Annotated in this window: 26 protein-coding genes; 12 read left to right on the forward strand and 14 right to left on the reverse strand. The window is 54.4% G+C overall.

From position 1 onward, the window contains the following. Window positions 1–103 precede the first annotated feature (103 nt). The gene (locus ACOSDM_RS09660; protein ID WP_420724298.1) at window positions 104–1,921 is read left to right on the forward strand and encodes a PHA/PHB synthase family protein; all 1,818 of its coding nucleotides are present in this window, start codon (window positions 104–106) and stop codon (window positions 1,919–1,921) included. 47 nt (window positions 1,922–1,968) lie between these two features. On the opposite strand, the gene ACOSDM_RS09665 is transcribed toward ACOSDM_RS09660, so the two are convergent. From ACOSDM_RS09665 to ACOSDM_RS09675, 3 genes are all read right to left on the reverse strand, one after another. Further along, entirely contained in the window at window positions 1,969–2,427 is a 459-nt protein-coding gene (locus tag ACOSDM_RS09665; protein WP_420724299.1) for a MarR family winged helix-turn-helix transcriptional regulator, read from the reverse strand. Between the two features lie 150 nt (window positions 2,428–2,577). Further along, window positions 2,578–3,456 carry a 3-hydroxyisobutyrate dehydrogenase gene (gene mmsB / locus ACOSDM_RS09670; RefSeq protein ID WP_420724300.1) on the reverse strand — a complete coding sequence of 293 codons (879 nt, stop codon included), beginning with the start codon at window positions 3,454–3,456 and terminating at the stop codon, window positions 2,578–2,580. An 84-nt stretch (window positions 3,457–3,540) separates the two neighbouring features. Then, complete coding sequence (locus ACOSDM_RS09675) at window positions 3,541–4,605, reverse strand: enoyl-CoA hydratase/isomerase family protein (protein WP_420724301.1); 1,065 nt, start codon at window positions 4,603–4,605, stop codon at window positions 3,541–3,543. A 276-nt stretch (window positions 4,606–4,881) separates the two neighbouring features. Between ACOSDM_RS09675 and ACOSDM_RS09680 the strand changes: the two genes are divergently transcribed. Together ACOSDM_RS09680 and ACOSDM_RS09685 are read left to right on the forward strand one after the other, a co-directional pair. Continuing rightward, complete coding sequence (locus tag ACOSDM_RS09680) at window positions 4,882–5,544, forward strand: glutathione S-transferase family protein (RefSeq protein ID WP_420724302.1); 663 nt, start codon at window positions 4,882–4,884, stop codon at window positions 5,542–5,544. A gap of 14 nt (window positions 5,545–5,558) precedes the next feature. After that, entirely contained in the window at window positions 5,559–6,530 is a 972-nt protein-coding gene (locus ACOSDM_RS09685) for a DMT family transporter (RefSeq protein WP_420724303.1), read from the forward strand. Here the strand turns inward: ACOSDM_RS09685 and ACOSDM_RS09690 are convergent. Further along, a complete protein-coding gene (locus ACOSDM_RS09690; protein WP_420724304.1) occupies window positions 6,517–7,500 on the reverse strand; it encodes a DMT family transporter in 984 nt (327 codons plus the stop codon). The two genes, ACOSDM_RS09685 and ACOSDM_RS09690, sit on opposite strands and share 14 nt — an antisense overlap. Before the next feature lie 56 nt (window positions 7,501–7,556). On the opposite strand from ACOSDM_RS09690, the gene ACOSDM_RS09695 reads away from it, so the two are divergent. Then, complete coding sequence (locus ACOSDM_RS09695) at window positions 7,557–8,447, forward strand: LysR family transcriptional regulator (protein ID WP_420724305.1); 891 nt, start codon at window positions 7,557–7,559, stop codon at window positions 8,445–8,447. A gap of 10 nt (window positions 8,448–8,457) precedes the next feature. On the opposite strand, the gene ACOSDM_RS09700 is transcribed toward ACOSDM_RS09695, so the two are convergent. From ACOSDM_RS09700 to ACOSDM_RS09710, 3 genes are all read right to left on the reverse strand, one after another. Then, window positions 8,458–8,913, reverse strand: a complete 456-nt coding sequence (locus ACOSDM_RS09700) for a GNAT family N-acetyltransferase (protein ID WP_420724306.1) — start codon at window positions 8,911–8,913, stop codon at window positions 8,458–8,460. 9 nt (window positions 8,914–8,922) lie between these two features. Next, window positions 8,923–10,146 carry an NADP-dependent isocitrate dehydrogenase gene (locus tag ACOSDM_RS09705; RefSeq protein ID WP_420724307.1) on the reverse strand — a complete coding sequence of 408 codons (1,224 nt, stop codon included), beginning with the start codon at window positions 10,144–10,146 and terminating at the stop codon, window positions 8,923–8,925. Between the two features lie 293 nt (window positions 10,147–10,439). Further along, window positions 10,440–11,183, reverse strand: coding sequence for an AraC family transcriptional regulator (locus ACOSDM_RS09710; RefSeq protein WP_420724308.1), 744 nt, complete (start codon window positions 11,181–11,183; stop codon window positions 10,440–10,442). Window positions 11,184–11,274: 91 nt separating this feature from the next. Here ACOSDM_RS09710 and ACOSDM_RS09715 point away from each other — a divergent pair, with 91 nt between their 5' ends. Then, window positions 11,275–11,811, forward strand: coding sequence for a peroxiredoxin-like family protein (locus tag ACOSDM_RS09715; protein ID WP_420724309.1), 537 nt, complete (start codon window positions 11,275–11,277; stop codon window positions 11,809–11,811). Between the two features lie 18 nt (window positions 11,812–11,829). After that, window positions 11,830–12,708 carry a glutathione-dependent disulfide-bond oxidoreductase gene (gene yghU, locus ACOSDM_RS09720; RefSeq protein ID WP_420724310.1) on the forward strand — a complete coding sequence of 293 codons (879 nt, stop codon included), beginning with the start codon at window positions 11,830–11,832 and terminating at the stop codon, window positions 12,706–12,708. 30 nt (window positions 12,709–12,738) lie between these two features. Here the strand turns inward: yghU and ACOSDM_RS09725 are convergent, their stop codons facing one another. Further along, window positions 12,739–13,332, reverse strand: coding sequence for a TIGR00730 family Rossman fold protein (locus ACOSDM_RS09725; RefSeq protein WP_420724311.1), 594 nt, complete (start codon window positions 13,330–13,332; stop codon window positions 12,739–12,741). Window positions 13,333–13,537: 205 nt separating this feature from the next. Here ACOSDM_RS09725 and ACOSDM_RS09730 point away from each other — a divergent pair, with 205 nt between their 5' ends. The 3 genes from ACOSDM_RS09730 (at window position 13,538) to ACOSDM_RS09740 (ending at window position 16,428) form a co-directional block, all read left to right on the forward strand. Beyond that, on the forward strand, window positions 13,538–14,698 hold the full coding sequence (locus ACOSDM_RS09730; RefSeq protein WP_420724312.1) for a LysM peptidoglycan-binding domain-containing protein: 1,161 nt from the start codon (window positions 13,538–13,540) through the stop codon (window positions 14,696–14,698). Between the two features lie 130 nt (window positions 14,699–14,828). Beyond that, the gene (locus tag ACOSDM_RS09735) at window positions 14,829–15,536 is read left to right on the forward strand and encodes a phosphatidylserine decarboxylase (RefSeq protein ID WP_420724313.1); all 708 of its coding nucleotides are present in this window, start codon (window positions 14,829–14,831) and stop codon (window positions 15,534–15,536) included. A 40-nt stretch (window positions 15,537–15,576) separates the two neighbouring features. Beyond that, the gene (locus ACOSDM_RS09740; protein WP_420724314.1) at window positions 15,577–16,428 is read left to right on the forward strand and encodes a CDP-alcohol phosphatidyltransferase family protein; all 852 of its coding nucleotides are present in this window, start codon (window positions 15,577–15,579) and stop codon (window positions 16,426–16,428) included. 15 nt (window positions 16,429–16,443) lie between these two features. On the opposite strand, the gene ACOSDM_RS09745 is transcribed toward ACOSDM_RS09740, so the two are convergent. Both ACOSDM_RS09745 and ACOSDM_RS09750 read right to left on the reverse strand, forming a co-directional pair. Then, window positions 16,444–16,797: a hypothetical protein gene (locus ACOSDM_RS09745; RefSeq protein ID WP_420724315.1), complete on the reverse strand. Its 354-nt coding sequence runs from the start codon at window positions 16,795–16,797 to the stop codon at window positions 16,444–16,446. Window positions 16,798–16,801: 4 nt separating this feature from the next. Continuing rightward, window positions 16,802–17,977 (reverse strand): vWA domain-containing protein, encoded by a 1,176-nt coding sequence (locus ACOSDM_RS09750; RefSeq protein WP_420724316.1) that lies wholly within the window; start codon window positions 17,975–17,977, stop codon window positions 16,802–16,804. Window positions 17,978–18,258: 281 nt separating this feature from the next. Between ACOSDM_RS09750 and ACOSDM_RS09755 the strand changes: the two genes are divergently transcribed. Beyond that, window positions 18,259–19,365 carry a DUF2336 domain-containing protein gene (locus tag ACOSDM_RS09755; protein WP_420724317.1) on the forward strand — a complete coding sequence of 369 codons (1,107 nt, stop codon included), beginning with the start codon at window positions 18,259–18,261 and terminating at the stop codon, window positions 19,363–19,365. A gap of 121 nt (window positions 19,366–19,486) precedes the next feature. Here ACOSDM_RS09755 and ACOSDM_RS09760 read toward each other — a convergent pair whose 3' ends face one another. The 3 genes from ACOSDM_RS09760 to gcvA all read right to left on the reverse strand — a co-directional run bounded on the left by ACOSDM_RS09760 (window position 19,487) and on the right by gcvA (window position 23,124). Further along, window positions 19,487–19,954 (reverse strand): bactofilin family protein, encoded by a 468-nt coding sequence (locus ACOSDM_RS09760; RefSeq protein WP_420724318.1) that lies wholly within the window; start codon window positions 19,952–19,954, stop codon window positions 19,487–19,489. Between the two features lie 13 nt (window positions 19,955–19,967). Further along, window positions 19,968–21,998 carry a peptidoglycan DD-metalloendopeptidase family protein gene (locus tag ACOSDM_RS09765; protein ID WP_420724319.1) on the reverse strand — a complete coding sequence of 677 codons (2,031 nt, stop codon included), beginning with the start codon at window positions 21,996–21,998 and terminating at the stop codon, window positions 19,968–19,970. 178 nt (window positions 21,999–22,176) lie between these two features. Beyond that, window positions 22,177–23,124: a transcriptional regulator GcvA gene (gcvA, locus tag ACOSDM_RS09770; RefSeq protein WP_420724320.1), complete on the reverse strand. Its 948-nt coding sequence runs from the start codon at window positions 23,122–23,124 to the stop codon at window positions 22,177–22,179. 263 nt (window positions 23,125–23,387) lie between these two features. Between gcvA and ACOSDM_RS09775 the strand changes: the two genes are divergently transcribed. Further along, window positions 23,388–23,861, forward strand: coding sequence for a GNAT family N-acetyltransferase (locus ACOSDM_RS09775; RefSeq protein ID WP_420724321.1), 474 nt, complete (start codon window positions 23,388–23,390; stop codon window positions 23,859–23,861). Window positions 23,862–23,871: 10 nt separating this feature from the next. Next, window positions 23,872–24,564, forward strand: coding sequence for a DUF1045 domain-containing protein (locus ACOSDM_RS09780; protein WP_420724322.1), 693 nt, complete (start codon window positions 23,872–23,874; stop codon window positions 24,562–24,564). On the opposite strand, the gene phnN is transcribed toward ACOSDM_RS09780, so the two are convergent. After that, complete coding sequence (gene phnN, locus ACOSDM_RS09785; protein ID WP_420724323.1) at window positions 24,556–25,113, reverse strand: phosphonate metabolism protein/1,5-bisphosphokinase (PRPP-forming) PhnN; 558 nt, start codon at window positions 25,111–25,113, stop codon at window positions 24,556–24,558. The two genes, ACOSDM_RS09780 and phnN, sit on opposite strands and share 9 nt — an antisense overlap. Window positions 25,114–25,116 lie beyond the last annotated feature (3 nt).

Consider the following 25,116-nt stretch of genomic DNA (forward strand, 5'->3'; position numbering starts at 1 on the left):
TTTATCGGAGAGTCGACGCACGCCGTCCAGCCTTTCGCATTCGGGCGCTATTGGACGATGTGCCGACCCTGAAACGAGTGGTCATAGTGGGAGATCGTGTAGCATGAGCCAGCAAACGCCAGAACCCGACGATCCACAAAACTGGGGTGATCCGGTAGAGTGGTCGCACAATATGGTCGCCATTGCGGAACGCAGCCAGCGACTGGTTCAGGATTTTCTGCAACGCCAGGCAAAAGATACAGAAAGCCCCTTTGGTCACGGCGACCCAATGCATATCGGTCACACCTTCCTGGAAATGACCCAGGCAATGATGCGGAATCCATCGGCTGTCTTGCAGGCGAATTTGAATCTGTGGACGGACTATATGAACCTGTGGACCGCAACGACGCGGAAAATGCTGGGGCAGGAATCCGAAGAAACGATTACACCTGAGAATGACGACCGCCGTTTTAAAGACGCCACCTGGACCGAAAACACCCTGTTTGACTATATCAAGCAATCCTATCTGTTGACCGCCCGCTATATGCAGTCAACGGTGCATGATGTGGAAGGCCTGGACGAGAAGGCGATGAAAAAGATCGATTTCTATACCCGCCAATTCGCCGATGCCATGGCCCCGACCAATTTTGTCCTGACAAATCCGGAAGTTCTGCGTGAAACCCTGGATACCAAAGGGGAAAACCTGGTTCGTGGCCTGGAAAACATGCTGGACGATATTGAGCGCGGCAAAGGCAAGCTGAAAATTTCCATGACCGACGCCGACGCGTTTGAGGTAGGGGGTAATCTGGCCGTTTCTCCGGGGGAAGTTGTCTATCAGAATGACCTGATACAGTTAATTCAGTATGCCCCGACGACGGAAACCGTCCATAAAGTGCCCTTGTTGATCGTCCCCCCCTGGATCAACAAGTTCTATATCCTGGACCTGCGGGAAAAGAATAGCTTCGTCAAATGGGCTGTCTCTCAGGGATTGACGGTCTTTGTCGTCTCCTGGGTCAACCCGGATGCATCCCTGGCCCAGAAGAACTTTACCGACTATATGCTGGAAGGCCCGGTCACCGCGATTGACAAGATTACGGAACTGACTGGCGAACCTGCGGTGAATATGATCGGCTATTGCCTGGGGGGCACGCTGACCGCCGCGACCCTGGCCTATCTAAAGGCGAAAGGGCAGGAAAAGAAGGTCAAATCTGTCACCTATTTCACCACCATGATCGATTTTGCGGAAGCCGGAGAGCTAGAAGTCTTCATCGACGAGGAACAATTGGCGTCCCTGGAAGCGAAGATGAATGAGCGCGGTTATCTAGAAGGGTCGGAAATGGCGACCACGTTCAACATGCTGCGCGCCAATGACCTGATCTGGTCCTTTGTGGTGAACAACTACCTGATGGGCAAAGACCCCTTCCCGTTCGACCTGTTATACTGGAACAGCGATTCAACCCGCATGCCCGCTGCAATGCATTCCTTCTATCTGCGCAAGATGTATCTGGAAAACAAACTGATCGAACCGGGTGGCATTGAATTGGATGGTGTGCCGATAGATCTGTCGACCATCAAGACGCCGACCTTTGTTCTGTCAACGCGTGAAGATCATATTGCGCCGTGGAAATCGACCTACGCCGCCGTGAATACCTATTCCGGACCCGTGAAGTTCTGTCTGGCCGGATCAGGGCATATTGCAGGCGTGATCAATCCGCCCAATCCCGACAAGCAGAAATATGGCTATTGGCTGTATAACCGCAAGGTGAAGGATCCAGAGGCCTGGCTGGAAAAAGCCACGCATCATGAAGGCTCGTGGTGGCCGGAATGGAAAAACTGGCTGGATAAATTCGACGGTGCCCAGATCGACGCTCGCCCGCCCGGCTGTGGCAAAAAGACAATAGAGCCAGCGCCAGGGTCTTACGTGAAGGCCAAGATCGGCTAATTTGCCTGGCGCTGCTTATCCAGTGGCATCCATGGGCAACATTTGCGTCAGCGAACCGGGCCGTATCCGTAGGTATGCAGCAGGAAGCGTTCGATACGATTCAGCACGGTTGCGGTGAACTGCAACTGTTCAGCGTTGATACCGCTTTCGCTGAGCTTCACCTGTTGTTCATCAATGACGTCATTGACCTTGTTTCGAACATTCAGGCCTTTTTCAGACAACCGCACCCGGATCGACCGACGGTCATGGGTTGAACGCTCCTGAATTAGATAGCCGTTCTCAACCATTTTCCGCACATTATAGGATACGTTGGAGCCAAGGTAATAGCCACGGTGCGTCAACTCACCCACGGTCAGTTCATCCTCTCCAATATTATAGAGAATCAACGCCTGAATGTTGTTGATGTCGCGAATGCCAAGCCGATCAATTTCACCTTTGACCACTTCGAGAAACTGTCGATGCAGCCGTTCAATCAATCGGATGACGCTAAGATACTCCTCCTTCACCGGCACATCTCTTTTATCGTTTTAGCATTGCCTCAGCGTATCCGACCAACCGAACCGCCAACGACAATTGTGTTACACCCATTTGCTCCCATCGCATAGCGGCAACCTTAATCGACGGGCTAAAGCTTTGTCTAGCCTCGATTTATGGGCCTAGCTGTCGCGCACCATTTTTATGATAGCAGAGAAATCCATACCCTCATTTCCCGAATCGGTAAATCGCTCATACATTTCCAATGCGCGCGCACCCAATTCAGTCTGTGCCTGAAAGCTTTTCGACGCCCCCTGGCTCAACCGCAGGTCCTTAACCATCATGGCCGCCGCAAAGCCAGGCTTATAGTCCCGGTTGGCAGGAGAGGTCGGTACCGGCCCTGGAACCGGGCAATAGGTTGTCAGCGACCAGCACTGGCCAGAAGCCTTGGATGAAACATCGTACAGCTTCTGATGATCGAGACCCAATTTCTCTGCTAAAACAAATGCTTCAGCAACAGAAATCATCTGAATACCCAGCATCATATTGTTACAGATCTTCGCAGCCTGACCGTTTCCGGCACCACCGCAATGCACGATGGTTTTGCCCATCTTTTCCAGCACGGGTTTGGCGCTGGCAAAATCCGCATCGCTGCCCCCCACCATGAAGGTCAAAGTGCCGGCCTCTGCCCCACCAACACCGCCAGAAACTGGCGCATCGACCATGGGATAGCCCTTATCGGCCGCCATCTTCGCCACGATGCGGCTGGTTTCCACATCAATGGTCGAACAATCGATCAACAAAGCGCCCGCCGGCGCGGACCCCAGAATAGTGCCTTCATAGACATTCAGAACATGCGGCCCGGCAGGCAGCATGGTGATGACTACATCGACCCCGCTTACCGCCGTACGGGCGCTTCCAGCGCCTGTCGCCCCGGCATTGACCAGGGATGCGACATGATCTTCCGATAAATCAAAAACAGTCACATCATGGCCCGCCGCAATAAGATTGCGAGCCATGGGTCCCCCCATATTCCCAATACCGATAAATCCAATTTTCATGGCACTTCTCCCTAACAAGTGGCGCGCCCTATCCTAGCGCGTCCATTTCTTCATTTTACTGTTCCGAAACGCCGACGCAAACACTCAGAATTGCAAGTCCCCTTCCGGCGGCCGCTGAAAGAATGCCTCAACATCTGCGTCTTGGACCGCCTCCACTGTATCTGGCGCCCAATGCGGCGATTTATCCTTATCAATCAACAATGCGCGGACTCCTTCATGAAAATCGGACCCCGGTCGCAGGGCATGGCGAACCATCCTGTATTCCATCTGCATATTCGCATCAAAATCCTGCTGTGCGCCCCGTCGCAGTTGGACCAGTGTGACCTTCAACAAGGTTGGCGACTTTGTCGACAGATGTTTCAGAATGGTTTGCGCGATATCGCCACTATCCGCCCGCAAGCGGGCCAAAATATCTTCCATCGATCCATCAGAAAATATCTCGTCAATCTGACCCCGCAAGGCATCCAGGGCGGATGCTTCCGCCTTTGCGACATGCTGGGCGGCACAGGCACGAACAATGTCCCCCGGCGATCCGGCGGACCAGTCCACCGCTTCCAGCGCTGAAAAAAACGATTCTCGCGCCGATGCGGGCATGTAGTGATCGGCCAATCCGATAGACAGCATATCAGCCGCCCCCAGACGCGCGCCGGTTAAACCCAGATATAGCCCAACCTGGCCGGGACAGCGTGACAGGAAATGACTGCCGCCCACATCCGGAAACAGGCCGATCCCGGTTTCCGGCATGGCGAAAACAGTTCGTTCCGTGACGATACGACAATTGCCATGCACCGACAGGCCAACGCCACCGCCCATGGTGATTCCATCCAGAAAGGCGATATAGGGCTTTGAATACAGGTGAATGGCCCGGTTCAATCGATACTCCGCCTGAAAAAACTCCCGGCTTAAAGGATCCTGTGCCTGACCGGCCTTACTGACCGCAATAACATCGCCGCCGGCACAAAAGGCCCGGTCCCCTGCCCCTTCAATAACCACGGCCTTGATACCTGGATCAGCCTCCCATTTGGTCAATGCGGATTGTATGCAGGTCACCATATCAAACGTGATCGAATTTAGGGCCTTTGGCCTGTTCAACACGATGAACCCGACGCTGCCGCGTTGCGACAGCAAAACATCTTCAAAATCTTCCATCGAAAACCCTACACCAGACCATCGAGAATGAGCTTGTGCGCAGGATACGGGAAGGCAATCGTTAGTCAACAAACTCAGCAACAACAGACCGGTCAGGAACCAGTCCGCGCTTAAGTCTGTCCAGCACCACAGTTGTTCACAAATGGACACAACGCAGGGTCGCCAGACGTGACCATGCAGGATAAGGTTCGCCCAATACGCTTTCGGACTGTCTTACGTCAGCGGATAAAAAACGAATGATACCGCTGTGTTCCTTTCACTATTCGGGCCCCTACTATGTCACTGACCTTGTATTACGCACCTGACAATGCCTCTCTAGCCCCGCATATTGCGCTGCGCAGAATTGGCGTCCCGTTTGATTTGGTGATGATTGATAAATCCAGAAGTGACCAGAACAGCGATTGGTACAAGGCGCTAAACCCCCATCAACGCGTTCCAACGCTGGTACATCGAAACCCTGCAACCGGGGACACTGTTGTGCGGGAAGCCGCTGCTATCTGCCTGTATCTGGATGACCAGTTTCCCGCAGCCGGATTGATGCCCCCCACCAAAAGCCGGGATCGAGGCGTTGCGCTGGATTGGCTGATATACCTGACCAACACGGTGCAGGCCGACCTGATGGTCTGGAACTACAATTTTCGATACGCACAAACAGACGCGCAAAAAGCGACCTTGCGCGAACTGACCGGCGCCCGACTTGTCGAGATGTTCAAGACCGCAGATCAGCATTTGGCAACGTCGGGGCCCTGGATCAGCGGTATCGCGCCCAGTTGCGCCGACTATTTTCTATTGATGTTGGCGGGTTGGGGGGAACAGTTTGGTATCTCACCCCTGCCCTCCACCAATGTCAGTATCCGACGCCATGCGCTGGCCTGTCAGGCCCTGCCGGAGGTTCAGGCCGCTTTTGAGGCGGAGCAGATCTCCGTGTTTTTCCAATAGAGGCTTGATGGTTCGTGGCATTTAAACTCAAAGGTCCCAACACACTGGGCATAGTATGTGTCCTGCTGGCGGTGATGTTCTTTTCCGCCTCCGACATGCTGATCAAATGGTTGGGCGGCACCTATCCGTTGCATGAAATCATCTTTGTGCGGGCCTTCGTCGCACTGTGTATTATCGCAGGTCTTTTCGTGCCGTTGGAAGGCGGCTATCGCAATCTGCTCACCAAGCGCATGCCGCTGCATATTCTGCGCGGCTGCAGTGTCATTATCGCCAATATGGCGTTTTTTACCGGTGTTGCATCCTTGCCCATTGCCGATGCAACGGCGATCTTCTTTGTCGCCCCCCTGTTCATCACGGCCTTATCCGTGCCCTTTCTGGGTGAAAAAGTGGGGTTTCGTCGCTGGGCAGCGGTCAGTGTCGGTTTGATGGGCGTCATCATCATCATCCGACCGGGCACCGATGCCTTCAAATGGGCCGCGCTTGCGCCAATTCTGGCCGCTTTGGCCTATGCGACGATGCAGATCACGGCACGACGATTGGGGGTCACCGAAAAGGCTTCGGTCATGGCCTTCTATATTCAGCTAACCTTCTTATGTTTTTGCACGCTGGCCGGGCTTACCGTTGGGGATGGCCGCCTCGCAGAAGGGTTGGAAGACCCAAGTTTACTGGCCCTTTTAAGGGCCTGGCGCATGCCCAGCACCGATGATCTGTTGGTGATGCTTGGTGTTGGCGCATTATCAGCCTGTGGCGCCTATCTGATTTCACAGGGTTACAGATCCGTCGAAGCCACCATCGCCGCCCCCTTCGAATACATCGCCATGCCCATGGCCGTGATGTGGGGTGTGGTCGTATTCGGCGAGCTTCCAGACAAAGTCGCCATCGGTGGCATTTTGTTGATCGTCGCCAGTGGCCTGTATTCCTTCTGGCGCGAAAACATCCGAGGAACCCCAGTTTCTGCAAAGGCACAAATCATCAAGGGGCGATAACAGGGGCCCGATCCAGCGGCCGTGTGAAGAGAACAATTATGCCCGCGCACGCAATGAACACCATTCCAACCAGTGTGGCCGCATCTGGAATTTCTCCAAAGAAAACGTATCCCCAGAAACCAGCAAAGATCAAAAAGGCATAGTCGAAGGTTGCTATCACTTGCGGATGGGGTGACTGATATGCTTTTGCCAGACCGATGCTAATCCCGACCATCAACACGGCTAAAATCCCAATCACCTGCCAGTTTTGCGCCGTCATAAAGCTCCATGCGCCCAATAGGAATGGATAATTCACCGACCAGAATACGTCGCCAATGAAGCTCATTAGCAAGCTGACCACGGATCCAACGGTGAACAGCGTCATATTGAGCCACAGTGCAAGTATTGGTGCCGAGACGTGACTGCACTTTGCCCGCGTTAGAATGGCCGCAATGGCATACATGAAGGCCGCGAAAACCGGAACTAAGGCCAACAGTGAAAAATCACTGGTCGTGGGTTTTACAATAATCAACACACCGGCAAAACCGGTCAGAATAGCGATCCAATGCCTGCTGGTGATACGCTCCTTCATAACAAATGCAGACAATCCCGTAATAAAGAGTGGGGCCGTATAAAGTGCTGCGGCAATCACTGACAGGTCCAGGACAGGAAGCACACCATAGATACTGAGATACATCAGGGCGAGTGCGATGCTGCGCAAAAACACCCAGCCAAACCCGGCTACATAAACCTTTCTTTTGGTGATCAAAAAGAGGATTGGGACGACGATCACAGATCGTAGAACATATATCTGCCAAAGCGTCATGTCGGAGCTGGATTTTTTAACGAACGCATCCGCCAGCGCCATTGCGAAAACCGTCGCGAGAATTGTCGCGATACCAATGGCAAGCGGTATAACAGTCTGTTTAGAAACAGAAATAGAATGGGGCATGGCCGATCTCCTAAAGGCTTGCCCACTGTCTATCAGCATTAGATAATAGCGAATAGTAAGCTCAAAATTACTTTAATGTTTGGTAAAATCGAACAATGAACCGATCTGATCTTCACGCCCTGCAAACGTTTTTAGCCATTGCGGATCAAGGGTCCCTAAGGGCGGCGGCGCGTGTTCTTGGCGTCAATCCACCGGCCATATCGCATCAATTAAAGAACTTTGAAGATCGCCTTGGAACGCCGCTATTTGTTAGAACGACACGGTCTGTCACACTCACCGATGCCGGGCAGACTTTGTATGATGGTAGTCGCTATCTGTTGGGAGCGATTCAAGATACAGTCGATAACACCAGAAATGCCGCGCAGGCTAAGACAGGCCAGCTTCGCATAACGCTGCCATTCCGCGCCTGGCAGCTGATCGTGGCGCCAAAACTCGCCGGTTTCCAAGATACCTATCCAGGTATTGAACTGGACTTAACAATCGAAGAATCACTAACAGATATCATTCAAGGCGGATTTCACGCAGGAATTCGTCTGGGCGACCATCTGCAAGAGAACATGATTGCGACACGACTCTCCGCAACTGAGGAGGCCGCTTATATCGCGTCACCCCGCTACCTCGAAAAACACGGAACACCAAACAGACCCCAGGACCTGCTGACCCATCATTGCATACGGCATCGATGGCAGAGTTCTGGACGCATTGCGACTTGGCAGTTTACGGGCACGAAAGAAAACTACACGGTATCCCCACAAGGTGGACTTATTTTCAATGATTTAAGGTCTGTTGTCGATGCTGCATCTCGTGGGTTTGGTATTGGCTGGTCCCTTAAACGAGGCGTCCAGGAAGACCTTGATACAGACCGACTGGTCCAAGTCTTAGCGGATTATACGCCGATGCGCCCCGGCTTCTTCCTATATTTTTCCAAGCCACTCAGGTCGCTTCGTTTACTCCGCGTTTTCATCGAACATTTTCGGGCGACCTAAATGCCCGCCTCTATAGCATCAATTTCATGCCATGGTGGCTGGCGACGAAGCCCACCTGTTCGTAAAAGCGCTTGGCGTCCTGACGAGCGGTGTTGGTGGTCAACTGTACCAACCCACAATTCGCCGCCTTCGCCTGATCAATCGCCCACAGCATCATTTCCTGGCCGATCCCCTGGCCGCGCAAATCACTGCGAACGCGCACGGCTTCTATCTGCAGCCGTTTTTTGGCTTGCTGGCTGATGCTGGGAATAAGGGTCAATTGAAACGTACCGACGGCCTCCCCATCGCGCTCCACCAACAGGACACGGTTGTTGGGGTCTGCGTCGATTTCAGCGAGGGCTTTCAGATATAGCGGATCAGCCGGATCACGGTTTTCCCGGATCCGGCCTAAATCATCATCCGCAAGCAAGGCAATGACCGTGGTCAGGTCGGCGGGACCGATATCGCGATAGGTCAGTCCCGCCATGATGCGCCCTTACCAGGTATCCATTTCCTTTTTCAGGTTGCCATCAATGGCATCCAGGAATTGGGTTGTGGTCAGCCATTTCTGGTTCTCACCGATCAACAGCGCCAGATCCTTGGTCATGTGGCCGCTTTCGACGGTTTCAACGCAAACGCGCTCAACCGTTTCAGCGAATTTAATGACATCGGGCGTATCGTCGAATGTACCACGGGCTTTCAGACCGCGTGTCCAGGCAAAGATGGACGCGATCGGGTTGGTGGAGGTTTCCTTGCCAGCCTGGTGTTGGCGATAATGCCGCGTCACCGTGCCATGGGCCGCTTCCGCCTCAACCGTTTTGCCATCTGGTGTCATCAGGACAGAGGTCATCAGACCCAAGGAGCCAAAGCCCTGGGCCACAGAATCTGACTGAACATCGCCGTCATAGTTCTTCGCGGCCCAGACAAAATCGCCAGAGCTCTTCATCGCAAAGGCAACCATGTCATCAATCAGACGGTGCTCGTACCAGATGCCAGCCTCTTTGAAGATCGATTCGAATTCCTGTTCATAGACTTCCTGGAAGAGGTCTTTGAAGCGGCCATCATAGGCTTTCAGAATGGTATTCTTGGTCGACAAATAGACCGGGAATTTTCGATCCAGACCATAGGTCATGCAGGCCCGAGCGAAACCGCGGATCGATTCATCCAGGTTATACATGCCCATGGCGATGCCAGAGCCTTCAAATTTGAAGACCTGGTGGCGAATGGTCTCCCCATCCGGGTCTTCCGGGGTGAAGGTGATCGATAGCAGGCCAGCACCTGGGATCAGGAAGTCGGTTGCCTTGTACTGATCCCCGAAGGCATGACGCGCGACAATAATGGGCTTGGACCAGCTGGTTACCAGACGCGGCACATTCTGACAGACGATCGGCTCGCGAAAGACGGTGCCATCCAGAATGTTACGGATCGTACCATTGGGAGAGCGCCACATCTTCTTGAGTTTGAATTCCTCCACCCGCTGTTCATCGGGGGTGATCGTCGCGCATTTCACGCCAACGCCATACTGTTTGATCGCATTCGCGGAATCGATGGTGATCTGATCATCCGTCTCGTCGCGCTTTTCAATGCTAAGATCATAGTATTTCAGATCGATATCAAGATAGGGCAGGATCAGTTTGGACTTAATAAAGTGCCAGATGATCCGGGTCATTTCATCGCCATCAAGTTCTACAACCGGTTTAGCGACCTTAATCTTTGACATGCGTGGGGCTCCCCTCAACGTCAGTGATAGGAGGGACCGCAGACCAAGCCGCATCGCGCGCCCGGCATCGGCCCCAATGACTTTCGGCGCGGACCATACAAGACCGCCCCGGAACCCGCAATCATCCCGCACATGATTGTGGATATGTCATATAATTTTGCCCACGCATCATGCGCCCGCATGAGCGCAACAAAACCATCATGCGCCCGCATGAGCGCGATAAAAAGCCATCATGCGCCCGCATGAGCGCAACAAAAACCATCATGCGCCCGCATGCACGGCTGGAAAGACCCCTACCGGACGAATTGGCCACGCAGGGCGATTGGGTTCTGTCCGAAGCGATGCCTGAACGCACGGGTGAAGCCTTCCGATGATTTATAGCCATAGCGCCGTGCGATGGTATCGACCCGATCGCCTTTGGCGACATCCTGCTGCGCCAGGGTCAGGCGCCAACTGCGCAGATAGGCACTGGGAGGCTGGCCGACTGTCAGAGCGAAAATCTCGGTAAAACGACTGAGCGATAGACCGGCGATTTCCGCCAGTTCCTGATTGCGCCAATCACGCCCTGGCCTGTCATGCATCGCGACCAGTGCGCGACTCAACCGGGGATCTGACAGACCGGCCAGCAAGCCAGACCGATCTGACCCCCGCTCAATCTGCATCCGCATCAAGCGAATGATCAGCACTTCACACAGGCGACTGATCACCGGATCTCCGCCACAGCGTTTCCCCGTTAGCTCACTTTGGATCAGGGCGGCAAGGCTGGCACTTTCCAAATCCTGCTTCAGGTCCAGCGTGACACAATCCGGTAAAGCCGCGATCAAGGGGTTGGACAGGCCGCTCCACTCTATCGCGGCACAGAACAAAAGGGCCGCCTCGTCAATATCACACCAGTCTTTGTCCAGACGATAGTGGACCATTCTGGGCAGACCATCCGGACCGGCCAGCAATACCAGTGTCGCCTGCGCCAAGGGTGCCGGGCGGACATCCAGACTGAACCGTTTCAAAAAGGTCGCAAGGCGATCGTAAGGGCACATTTCGGGTAAACCATCGATTATTTCGGATTTTTCTGACTTTGATATTGTTATACTCATCCCCATATCAACGCAAATACAGATTGGAACGACGATGCTGCTGCCCCGACAAAAGACCCCGTCCCTGACCCTTGAGACCCTGAAAGATGGTGAATTCGATCTGGCCAGCGATGGGGGTGAACGCGGTACTGTGATTTGCTTTTATCGCGGGCTGCATTGTCCGATCTGCGCCAACTATCTGGCAGAGTTTGAAAAGCGCGTTCCTGATTTCGCGGAACGTGGCGTGAAAACCATCGCGATCAGTTCCGATACCAGGGAGCGCAGCCAGGCAATGGCTGATAAGATCGGCGCCCAGGCCCTGCGCTTCGCCTATGACCTGCCCTTGGCAAAGGCACGAGAATGGGGGCTTTACATCTCTACCTCTCGCGGCACCACCTCAATAGGGATTGAAGAGCCTGCATTGTTCTCTGAACCAGGCCTGTTTATGGTGACCCCAGAGCAAACCCTGTATTACGGATCCGTGCAGACCATGCCCTTCGTGCGGCCACATTTTTCCGAACTGGTTGGCGCCCTGGATTTTGCCATCAAGAACAACTATCCGGCGCGCGGAGAATATAACGGCGCCGTCTAACCAACCCGAAAGGTGATCATGACTGATACTTCGACCTATACACCCCCGAAAGTCTGGAAATGGGAAAAAGAAAATGGTGGTGCCTTTGCCAGCACCAACCGACCCATTGCCGGGCCGACCCATGATAAGGACCTGCCGGTTGGGGAACACCCCTTCCAATTGTATTCCCTGGCGACGCCCAACGGGCAAAAAGTCACGATCATGCTGGAAGAACTGCTGGCCCAAGGCTATAGCGGCGCGGAATATGACGCATGGCTGATCAAGATTGGCGATGGCGATCAATTCGGCAGTGGCTTTGTCGACGTTAATCCCAATTCCAAGATTCCAGCCCTGATGGATCACAGCACGAATCCACCGGTTCGGGTCTTTGAATCCGGTGCGATTCTGCTGTATCTGGCGGAAAAGTTTGACGCGTTTCTGCCGTCTGATCCTGCCGCCCGTACCGAATGTCTGAACTGGTTGTTCTGGCAAATGGGCAGCGCCCCGTATCTGGGGGGCGGCTTTGGACATTTCTATCACTATGCCCCCATCAAGATTGAATATGCCATTGATCGGTTCGCCATGGAGACGAAACGTCAATTAGACGTCCTGGACCGTCATCTGGCGGAAAACGAATACATGGCCGGTAAAGACTATACGATTGCTGATATCGCGATCTGGCCCTGGTACGGAAATCTGGTGGCTGGAAAGCAATATGGTGACGCCGCCACCTTCCTGGAAGCCGACAGCTACACACATGTCGGTCGCTGGCAAAAGGCAATTGCCGCGCGTACCGCAGTTCAGCGTGGGCGTATGGTCAACCGGATGTCCGGAGATCCATCAGAGCAACTGCACGAACGTCACAATGCCAGTGATTTTGACACCAAGACCCAGGATAAACTGAACGCGGCAGAATAACCCCGCCGCATTTTTCGAACTGAAGCCGGCTCAGGCGCGATCCAGACGGTCTTGACCCGTCCGCGCCTGAGCCGCGCCTTCCATCAGGGTCGGCAAGACATCGTCGACATGATCAACGACGCGAAACAGCCGCAAATATTGTTCGCGCACAAATCCTTCGCGAACCTGATGTTCGACCAAATGCACAAAATGGTCCCAATAGCCCTCGCTGTTTAACAGAACGATGGGTTTGGTGTGCAGGTTCAACTGCTTCCAGGTCAGAATTTCAAAAGTCTCGTCCAGGGTTCCCAATCCACCGGGCAATACCACGAAACCATCGGAAATTTCCGCCATGCGAGCCTTGCGATCATGCATGGTTTCCGTGCGAATCAGCTCTGTCACATTCATCTTACCGACTTCGGCCTGATCCAGAAAATGCGGAATAATCCCCGTCACACGCCCGCCTGCATCCAGAACGGCCTGGGACACGACCCCCATCAGGCCAACCGCGCCGCCGCCATAGACCAGCCGGATATCCGACTGCGCCAACAAGGTTCCCAAATGTCTGGCCGCTTCTGTAAAGGCCGGTCTTCCGCCGAAACTGGAACCGCAATAAACACAAACCGATCCGATTGAAGAATGCACTGGTTCAATATCCTTTTGCCGCACGGGGCGTCTGATTGATAACGCTGGCAGTGTACCGCCCCTGACCAGACGGGTAAAAGCCGAATTTTCCGTGATCCTGTCAGGGACAGCGTTGGAATTGCACGAAACGGCGTGGCGCATTATGCTGCGGCACGAAACAGGCACTCACGATAGATGTGAGTGTGGAATGAAAGTGGGGGCTAGCGTGAACCGAACAGTATTGATCGGCGTGATCGGGGGCGTGTTGGTTTTGCTCGCCCTGCTTCTGACATGGCTCAGCACGGACAGCACACCGCCGCCCATAGACGCTACCCCGACGGAGCAATCTGAGGGGACGGATACTGGCACGGCGGCGTCAGACAGCAATGCGGCCAGCACTGAGGCACCCCCCAAGGCGGACTCTAGCGCTGCTGACGCGTCGGCTGCCAGTGAAACTGTGACGGACACTCAGCAAACATCCACTGAGACTCCCAACGCAGCGCAACCCGCTGAACCCGCTGCGGTTAGCCCGCCCAGCTTCGACGTTGTTCGCATTGATCCCAATGGGGATACGGTCATTGCTGGTCGTGCTCAGCCTGGGTCCAAAGTCACCATTATCGACAATGAAAAGGATCTGGGGGTAGTTGATGCGGACAGTCGCGGGGAATGGGTCTTCTTACCCGGCAGCCCGTTGGACCCTGGCCCACATGAACTAACCCTGCGATCGAAAATGCCAGAAAATGAGCCTGTTACCGGTGACGGCAAGGTGGTTCTGGTGGTTCCTGCACCGGGCAAAGATATCGCCGGGCGCGACACAGACAGCGAAACACCGCAAGCGCCCGTCGTCGTGCTGGTCCCCGACAAGAACAAGCCGGGCGCGGAATTGTTGCAGGCCCCGCCAAGAAGCAGCGGCCTGTCAGAACCGGGCGGCGTGCAGAATGCAGATGGCACGTTAAGTGTTGAAACCATCGACTATGACTCGGCCGGGAACATTTCTGTTGCGGGCAAAGGCCCCTTGGAATCGGTCATTTTAGGCTATCTGGACAATCGGTTGATTGGCAGCGGCCATGTCAATGAAAGCAGCAAATGGCGCATCAATCCAAGCCAGGAAATCAGCCCTGGCATTTACACGATGCGGTTTGACGCGGTGCGCGGCAATTCAGTGATTGCCCGCTTGGAAATTCCATTCAGCCGCGCGGCCCCGCTGACGGATCTGCAAGGCGATGCGTTCATCATCGTGCAACCCGGCAACAGCCTGTGGCGGATCGCCCGACGGGCCCTGGGCAGCGGTTATAACTATACGGTGATCTATGAGGCCAACAGTGACCAGATCATCGACCCGGATCTGATTTATCCAGGACAGGTTTTCGAGGTTCCAAAGAACTGAAGCAAGGTCACCGGGAGCATTCAACCGCCTGGAATTCAATTTGATTTTCCAGGCAGAGCGCCCATTTTAAGGCGGGTGAACCTTTTGTTCCTGACAACACCGTCGCAGCAATCGACTGGCAAGGATTGAAATGATGAAGAGTGCATTGGAAACAGTTATGGTGCCCATTCACCGTGAAGGGTATCCGTTCATCCTGCTCTTTGCCGTATTCGGATTAGGGATCGGCATGCTGTGGGCCCCGCTATGGGGTGTGGGCATCGTCCTGACAGCCTGGTGTGTCTATTTCTTTCGCGACCCGAACCGCGTTACCCCAACGCGGCAAGGCCTGGTCATCAGCCCGGCCGATGGCGTTGTGCAAAGCGTCGGCAAGGCGGTTCCCCCTGCTGAACTGGACATGCCCGACAAGGCCGTCTGGCGCGTCTGTGTCTTCATGAATGTATTTGATGTCCATGTGAACCGGTCGCCGGTCGATGGGACAATCACCAAAATGGACTATCGCCCTGGCAAATTTCTCAATGCCTCCCTGGATAAGGCCAGCGTCGACAATGAACGTCAGTCCTATCGCATTGAAACACCGACGAACAAGGAACTGGCGGTTATTCAGATCGCAGGGCTGGTCGCGCGGCGCATCCTGGCCGATGTCGAAACCGGGGATGATGTTCAGGCCGGGCAGCGCATCGGCATGATCCGCTTCGGCAGTCGCGTCGACGTCTATCTGCCGCCCAATGTGGTCCCAATGGTCTGTGAAGGCCAACGCGCCGTCGCTGGAGAAACCGTGCTGGCGGATATGGGCGGGGTAAAGGGGAAGGAAGGCGTTCGGGAAGGCGCCATCCGATGATATCGTCATTTCATTCCAAGGCCACTAAAGAGGCTTATTCATGTTAAGGAAACGCCCGTCCGATAAGGATCGCCCGGCCCGGTTCAAGGGCACAACGGTAGCGCGCATGATTCCCAACATGATTACGGTGGCGTCGACTTGTGCCGGCCTAACGGGCATCCGATATGCACTGGAGGCACGATGGGAATTTGCCGTCGCCGCCATTCTGGTTGCCGCCCTGCTGGATGCCCTGGATGGGCGCATGGCGCGGTTGTTGCGCGCCACCAGTGACTTTGGCGCCCAGTTGGATTCTTTGAGCGACTTCGTTGCTTTTGGCGTTTCGCCCGCCTTGATCGTCTGGCTGTGGGGCCTGTCAGAACTGGGCGGTATTGGATGGGGCATTGCCTTGTTCTATGCGGTCTGTGGCGGATTGCGATTGGCGCGCTTCAACAGCCGGTTGGATAAATTGCCCCCCTATGCTTTCAACTATTTTCAGGGGGTTCCCGCCCCGGCGGGGGCAGCGATTGCTCTGTTGCCGTTGGCGATTGGCTTCACGCTGGGTGACCCCAGCACCATTCCGGCCTGGGCCGCCGGCATTTGGATGGTCTGTGCGGCCCTGTTGATGGTCAGCGAAGTCCCGACCTATTCTTTCAAGAAATTCAAACTGGCCCCCAAATTTGTCCTGCCCTTCATGGTATTGATCGGTTTGCTGATTGCAGGTCTTGCCAGTGCCCCCTGGGAGGTTCTCAGCCTGGTCGGCCTTGCCTATCTGGCCACGATCCCTCTATCACTTGCCAGTTATCGACGCCTAAAAAGCGAAGCAGAGCGCCTGCAGGCCGATGCCCCGGTTAACCAGACAGACTCCGCATCTGATCAGAATGGTGCTGCCATTCACCCGCTGAGGAAATCCTAAACCACAACCGTCCTATCACTTGAGACAGCGATAGGTGACGCGGTTTTTTTTGTTGATGGGACAATCATTGAAAAATGTGTCGTGGTCCCAGACCTCAACCCGCCGCGTTTCATCCGGGCAAGCCTCCAGCGCCAGTTCCGCCAATGCTTCCCGTGTTGTGTTGCTGGCGGAATAGCACAGGGCGACACGCGGGTCCTTGGATAAAGGTGTCGCCAATGTCCCGGTTGTCGTTGGCGGTTCCGCACAGGCCGACAGCACACCCGCGCACAGCGCGACGGCGATCAGCAGCTTACCGGGGGCAATTGTCACGATCATTTTCATATCGCGGTTATGGCATGATTTTTCCAAACGAACCAAGTCTGTTTTCATCAAATCAAACCAAAGCCCTCATAGCGTCATCCAGACCTTGCACCGTCATTGGAAACATCCGACCTTCGATCTGCTGCTGAATCAATTTGATGGACTGGTGATAGCCCCAGCGCGCCTGTGGTTGCGGGTTGATCCAAACAGACCGGTCAAAATGATCCAGAATGCGCTGCATCCACACCTGACCTGCCTCCTCGTTCCAATGTTCAACACTGCCACCTGGATAGACGATCTCATAGGGTGACATGGTCGCATCCCCTACGAAGACGACCTTATAGTCCTTTGGATAGGTGCGCAGGAACTCCCAAGTCGAGATCCGACTGCGATGGCGATTGCGCATATCAGAAAATAGATATTCATATGTATAGTTATGAAAATACAGCGATATCAGATGCTTAAATTCCGTTCCCATGGCATCGAACAGCTTTTTGCTGTCCAGGATATGATCATCCATGCTGCCCCCCACGTCATACAGGGCGATGATCTTCACCGCATTACGTTTTTCGCGCTGCCATTGAATATCAACATAGCCGCCATTGTCAGCCGTGCGGCGAATGGTGCCATCCATATCCAATTCCATGCCCGACCCCGTGCGGGCAAAGCGCCGCAACCGGCGCAAAGCCACTTTCATATTGCGATTGGATAGGGGTTCATTAGTGTCCAGGTTTCTGAACTCGCGCTTATCCCATACCTTCACCGCCTTGCGATGGCGGCTCTCATCCTGACCAATTCTGACACCTTCGGGATTATAACCATAAGCGCCAAACGGGCTGGTGCCCGCCGTGCCGATCCATTTGCTGCCGCCCTGATGACGTTTCTTCTGTTCCTCCAGGCGTTGCTTCAGGGTTTCCATCAAATTGTCAAAGCCCCCCAGGGCCTCAACCATCGCCTTTTCCTCGTCGGTCAGGTGCTTTTCTGCCAGTTTCATCAGCCATTCGGTAGGAAGCGCCATGGCTTCGGGACCACCTTCTGATAAGACACCCTGAAAGACCTCTGAAAAGACACGGTCGAACCGATCCAGATAGCGTTCGTCCTTCACCAGGGCCGCGCGCGCAAAATAGTAAAACTGCTCTGTCTCACGCCCACAAATATCCTGAGACAGCCCTTCTAGAACGCTGAGATACTCCCGCAGGCTAACCGGCACACCAGCAGATTTAAGCTTGTAGAATAGCGTGGGAAACATGGACTGCCTCTATGATGTTACACAGGAATACTAACGGTCAAAAGGACATGATCCAAGGATCAAAAGCATTTATGAAAAAATCCAAATAATCGAAACGCTTCAGAATATTTCAAATGAAGCACGAAATAATCAGACTTGCTCCCAGAATCACATTATCTTATTCTCATATGTGGTCTTAAGAAGAAATAAATCTGGACCTTTTAGCGATTGGATATGCGCTTGGATTCGGGATTTTTTCAAATGCATCCAGGTGAAAAGCTATCCAATATTAGGAACGCGGGATGAGAAACATTCCGGTGGAAAATCTGGTGGATGTCGCACGCAGTGGGCGGCGGGAAGATCGTTCTGCTCTGGCGGAAGCGATTGGTGAATTGTGCCTTAAGACCGGGCGCAACCTGTCCAACAAAGAAAAGGCGCTGGCTTATGACATCATATCGGCCCTGATACGAGACGTTGAATCGCAGGTCCGGGCCGCGCTGTCGCATCAGTTGGCAGACCAGAAAGACGCGCCGCATTCCCTGATCGTGACATTGGCAAATGACATTATAGAAGTCGCCCGCCCCGTCATTATGCGCAGTGTTGTTTTGCAGGATAATGACCTGATCGATATGATCGTCAGCAAGGCGGAATCCCATCAGGTAGCCGTGGCGCAACGGGAAAGCCTGCCGCAAAATGTTACTGAATCCCTGGTCCGGACAGAAAATTCTTCGGTGATCGCCGCCGCGCTTTCCAACACAGGGGCGCAATTTTCCGAACGTGTACTTGAAGATGTTGTCGGTCTGTCGCGCGAACATGAAGGGCTGCAAGGTCTATTGATTCAGCGCCAGGAACTATCGACCGCCCAGGCCCGGAAGATGTACGAATTCGTCGGGCAGGCCATGCGCAAAGGCTTAGAAGAGAAAATCGTCGCCAGCGGCAGCGATGTCGAAATGGACATAGAACAGGTTGTTGATCAGGCAATCGCCGAAGCCCTGGAACAGGAAGATTTTCTATCGCATCTGGATCAACCCGATGGGCATAATGAAACGGCGGGATCCGGCCTGCGACCGCATCCCCGGCAATTGGTGGGCGCGCTACAGCAGAATGACCTGTTCCGGTTTGAGGAACTGTTTCAGGAGCTGACCGACCTGACCGAACAAGGCGCCACACGTGTCCTGTATGATTCCGGTCCGGAAGCGATCGCCATTGCCTGCAAGGCCTGTGGTTTTGATCGACGAAATTTTGGGGATCTGCTGGCTCTGTTGCAGGGTGGTGGGGAGCCTGACAAGTTCCGTCAAACATCTGCCTATACAAAGATCATCGATTATTTTGAACGCATCGATGCTTCAGGGGCGGGGCGTGTTCTGGCCGCATGGCGTCGCGCACCCGATGACAGCTGGGTTCGCTGACGGCGCCAGGGTCAGCCAAAATTAAATGACGCCAGAACATCATGTTATCACACAGGGTGCCCTTACCACATTTTTCAGATAATACGACATTGCCAACGGGTCTGTTTGCGCAGGCGTTGCTTTAAGAAAGCGCTGTTACCGTTGCAGTAGTCGATGCCGGCTCTGAGCCTGATTTTTCAGGCTGATGCGTCACCAGATTCGGGGAATTCCCTGGCGCATCTGGCGCATCTGCGACCATCCGCTTGCACAACCCCTGAAGGAACGCCCCGGCGTCAATAGACAGGCTTTTGTGATGGATGTCCCCTATCACCTTTGCCGTCGATGTCAGGATGACTGTGCCGCCCCGGACCTCCCCATTCACGGTGCCAGAAATCTTGATCGTATCACCACAAATGGAGCCGTTTATTGTCGCGCCCTGCCCGATCGTGACCGTGCGGGTCCGTAAATCACCATCGATGCGGCCATCAATCTGAGCATCGCCTTCGGTTTCCAGATCACCCACAATCCGCATATCTGCGGCCACAATAGAGGGCGGCCCAGGACGCTGCGGCTTTCCGGTGTTTGCTGTGTGAGAGGGTTGCTTTGACATAGTACTGTTACGCTTAGATTTTGTGAACATGACGCCCTGCTTCAATAAAGCCGACCGGGTCCATGGCTGCGCCGTCAACGCGAATTTCATAATGGACATGCGGTCCCGTGCTACGCCCCGTGCTGCCCAGTGTACCGATTACGGTGCGATGTTCCAAGACCTCACCCACCTTGACCTTAATGCGCCGCAAATGCGCATAGACGGTTTTGATGCCACAGCCGTGGTCGACTTCAACCATATAGCCATATCCGGCATTGCGCCCTGCGAAAATCACCTTGCCTGGCGCAGAGACATGAACCGGAATACCGGCCCATCCGCCAATATCAATGCCACTGTGCATCGCAAGTTTTCCATTAATCGGATCTTTCCGCTGACCAAAGGGCGATGTCAGTTGGTAGTTATCGACCGGAGAGATCAAAGGCACACAACGCATCAGGTCATTCAAGGCTGACATACGCGCCAGGCGACTTTGCAGGATATCAACATCCGCTGCCAATTCGGCACCTGGGTTACCAATCGCCTCCCCAGCGTCGGCGCTGGCCACCTGAACACCATGATCCGGCAGCGCCCCATTCGTCTCAGGGATAATTTCCAACGGCCCACCCGTCCCGGCCTCGAAACCCGCACTGCGCAACAGCCGATCAACATCCAAACCGGCCATTTCCAACACGGCCTCATTGCGCGAAATGCCAAGCTCTGCCTCGTCCGTCAGGCGAGAGATCAGAACGGCCTGATTCTGCTGCACACTGGTCACTTCATCCAACAATTCACGGGTCAGTGAAACCTTTTGCTCCGGAGCATTCAGCGAATCCAAACGGGCGGGAGAATCGCCCGCAACCTGCGCCAACCCGACGACGACCTCACCAATCGCGGTTTCCATATCCACCGCATTATTGCGCGCCGTGCGGAGTTCCGCTGACAAATCCCCGATCTGGGATTCAAGTGCCTGTAATGCACTGACATCCCCCGCATCCTTTGGTCCGGTATAGGTGTCATTGGTCAGTTCCGCCAACCGCGCGACAACCACTTCCAGGCGGTGGCGGGTCTTATCCGTTGCGGCCTGATGCAGGTTCAATTCCGCCTCTACAACTGAAAGATCCGATGTCAACGCCTCCCGCTCCCCAGCCATGGCAACACGTTCGGTTTCCAGTTCCTTCAAACTCTCAGTTAAATTCGCGACATTGTTTGTCAGGCGCTCGCCTCGGGCCTCTGCCGCCGACAGCCCTGATTGCAGGGTTTCAACCTGTTGCGCCAAACGGGCGCGAATGTCATCCAGCCCTTCAACGCGGGATCGTTCCTCCGACAAGGCAGCCGTTGTGATTTGAAGCCGGGTCTCCAGCGTATCAATCTTACCATTTGCCTGAATCAATGAATGATCCAGCGCCGCCACCTTATCGCGCAATACCTCGCCCGTATCGGTCAGGGATACGATTTTCTGTCGTTCCCTGGTCAGAACATCATCGCGCTCGGATACGGTTTGCTCCAGACTGGCGACGGCATTCTGGCTGCCCTTCAGCGCATCTTCCAATTCTGCAATCCGGGCATGCAGTGCATCCCGGCTTTGGATAATACGATCCCGATCCGCCTGTGTCAGATCCAGGTCACGATTGATCTGATCGAATGCGCTTTCAATACCAGTCGTGACACTTGCCAGTTCCTGCAATTCGACGGCCCCCTGAGGCGCCGCGCTGTTATTCTGGCTCAAGATACCCTGCGCCAGACCCGCAATCTGGCTCTGATAATTCTGCAAGTCACCACGCAATTGCTCATAGGCAACACGGGCCTCCAGAATTTCCATCTGCTTTTTATCCAGATGTCGGTTCTGCAGCCAGACAAAACCATTGGCACCGGCAAGCCACAGAAATGTGCCACAAACCGCTGCCGTCATAACCATCTGGGGAACGGGCCTCAGCCGCAAATAGCGGACTTGCCCTTCAGACCGCAAAAGCAGTTCACGCTCCCGAAAAAGCCGCGCCAGCTTCGCTTTAATAGATTTGCCTGTTCCCGAACCTGTCTGGCCCGCCCGTGTCTGGAAATCCGTCATACCTGCCCATTACTGAATACCAGTGACTCAGATTGTGGCGCATCTGCCGGTTCTTGGCTCAGCGATGCGCCGTCAATCGACTCAGTGCGTTGATGGCTTTTAAGTCCCCTAACACCCTTCTGGGCCATCAATACATACCCGATGAAAGCGCGTCATGCGAGTCTAGATTTAACCACGTTCAATCAAGCCCGGCTCCTTCGGCCGATGTCTTCAGACAAGCCTGTAACCAATCCTTGAATTTCAGGATACGCGGTTCGTTCCGACGCTCTTTCGGACATACGAAATACCAGGGTGCGCGGCTTTCGACGGAAAATTCAAAGGGCTTTACCAGGCGACCACGATCCAGATCATCCGCCACAAAAGCCTGGGTCGCCAGGGACACGCCCTCGCCAGCGGCGGCTTCTTCTAAGGCCAGAAGGTAACTGTCGAAGCGCGATCCTTTCGGGGATGGGCTAAGGTCGGATATACCCGCTGCATTCAACCAATCAGGCCAGTCATTTTTTGCCGGATAGACTTCCAGCAATCGGTGATGACGCAAATCTTCAGGCCGCTTCAAGGGCGGGCCGGATTCCAACAGGCTGGGCGCGCAAACCGGAAACAGCTTTGCCTTTCCCAGGGATGTATAGTCCAGGTCTGCGTGTTTTGTCTCAACGAACAAGATTGCCGCATCCACCTCTCCGCGCGCAAAATCCCAATCGGTATAAGATGTCGCCAGGGCTATTTGAACATCGGGATGTTCCTTCGAAAACGCATGAAGGCGCGGCAGCAGCCACTTCACGGCCAGGGTGACATAAACCTGTATCGTCAACGGGCCGGAACTGTGCTGACGGCGCAGCATTTCCGTCCCAGCAATGATGTTATCAAACGCCTCCCGCAGGATGGGAAACAGGATTCGTCCTTCTTCCGTCAGATGCACAGCACGCCCCCCGCGCGAAAACAGGGGAACGGATAAATGATCCTCCAATGCCTTGACCTGATGACTGATGGCGGAATGCGTCACATTCAATTCATCCGCAGCCATCCGAAAGCTGCTATGGCGGGCCGCCGCCTCGAACGCCCGCAAGGCGCTTAAAGATGGCAGACGCCGATGACGGCTGATTGGCGTGTTTGTGTTAGTTTCTGTCACCTTGTGCATCCCCGAAAACATAACGGATCAAGGAAATCCCTGACTGTCAGAGAGTCCTATCAATGAATTCAATTTACCGATATTTGAAATGAAACCCATTGTCGAGCCACAGAATGACCACACGACTGTATGTGAATTTAATTCCTGCTCAACACCGATGTAAGCACCGACTGGATTAGTCGAGAAATTCAAGAGATCATATAGGGCGCGATGCGCAAATTGAACAGTTTGACCTTATTACAAAGTCTTCCTAAAACAGTTCCATGAGCAAAACAGACACCCTTCCCCTGCGCGATGCGACCGAACAGGATGGTCCCGCGCTTCAGTCGCTGTATTCCGCCTTTTACGCGGAAGAAGGCATTGTGCTGGACCCAGATCGCCAATGGCAAAACCTGCTGGCCATGATCCGGGCGCCTGGATCCAAAATGCTGGTGGCAGTCGCCCCCGATGGCAGCCTTATCGGGCTTGTTACCGCCACAATTACCTGGGGCGTGGAATTTGGCGCCTGCGCAGAGGTGGAAGATCTTTTTGTCCTGCCTGCCCATCGTGGGAAAGGTCTGGCAAAGCACCTGATGCGAACGGTCATTGATTTCTGTCAGGATCAGGGGGCAGAAATGGTCAGTGTGGTTGTAACCCCCGATGGATTGGAACAAAATCTAAAGAAATTCTACACGACGTTGGACTTTGTTGAGAGTGATCGGACCGTTTTCTATAAGTCCCTAAAAAGAACTGGCTAGGATCCACCCTATGGGCTTCAAGCGCTATGCCGTCTATTTTGGGCCAAGGCCGAATGAACCTTTACATGATTTTGGGAAATTCTGGTTTGGGATCGATCCCGAAACCGGCGCGTCCCTGCCAACCAGTCCTTTGCCCGGACATTCCGAGGATATGCATTCAGCGATCATCAAGGCACCCAGGCACTATGCCCTGCACGGAACATTGAAGCCGCCTTTTGTCTTAACTGATGGCACAGAGTATGGCGCCCTGAAAGAGGCGGTATCAGACCTTGCCGCAACACTAAGCCCAGTAACGCTGTCGCCCTTATATCTGAAAGATTTAAACGGGTTCCTGGCCCTGTGTCCCATGGAACCATCGGCTTCTTTGCGCGCTCTGGCAGGACGCTGTGTCACAGAACTGGATACCTTTCGACGCCCCGCATCGGAAGGTGAAATTGAAAAGCGACGCGCTGCCGGACTGACGCCCAATCAGGACTCAAACCTGCTGCGCTGGGGCTATCCCTATGTGCTGGATGACTTCCGCTTCCACATCACCCTAACCAGCCGGTTACAAGACAAGGAGAGACAGACAGTCGCTGCGGCCTTGTCGCCCAGAGTGAGCCCAATACTGACAGCGCCTACTGTGTTACAGGATTTGTGCCTTTATGGGGAACCGGAAGACGGCAGCCCGTTCCGCATAGTCGCGCGCATCCCCTTAGGGTGACGCCCGCTGATTCAAGGCGGCGATGAATGCTGCTTCTGCGTCCGCTAAAGACCCATTATTCTGGATGGTGACGACGTCGGGGCCATGGGGGAACAGCGGGGGCGCCCGACGCAATCTGGCTTCTATATCAGCCGCAGACTCTCTGCCGCGCACACTCAGCCGCTGTGCCAGAATGTTGGGGCTGGCGGTGACAACCAGAATCAGGCGGTTGGGAAATCGCGTGCGGATATCATCGATAACACTGCGCGACAGATTAACTAGGACAGAGCGGCCAAGAGCCAGAGTCTCTTCGATATCAATCGGGATACCATAAGACAAACCGTGCGCCTGCCAATGCAGGGTAAACCCTCCAGCGGCGGCTCTGGCCTGAAACTCAGCTTCAGAAAGGGCTTCATGGGCCTCTCCGCCCGCATCTTGGGGTCGGGTAATCGCCCGTGTGACGAAGCGGACCGGGCCATGCTCCCCGAAATGGCGACGGGCGGCATCAATCAGGCTGTCCTTGCCAGCGCCACTAGGGCCGACCACGCCAATAAAACGCCCCCGCGTCATGGG

Source organism: Hwanghaeella sp. LZ110 (assembly GCF_048892525.1).
Classification (GTDB): Bacteria; Pseudomonadota; Alphaproteobacteria; order UBA8366; family Aestuariispiraceae; genus Pacificispira.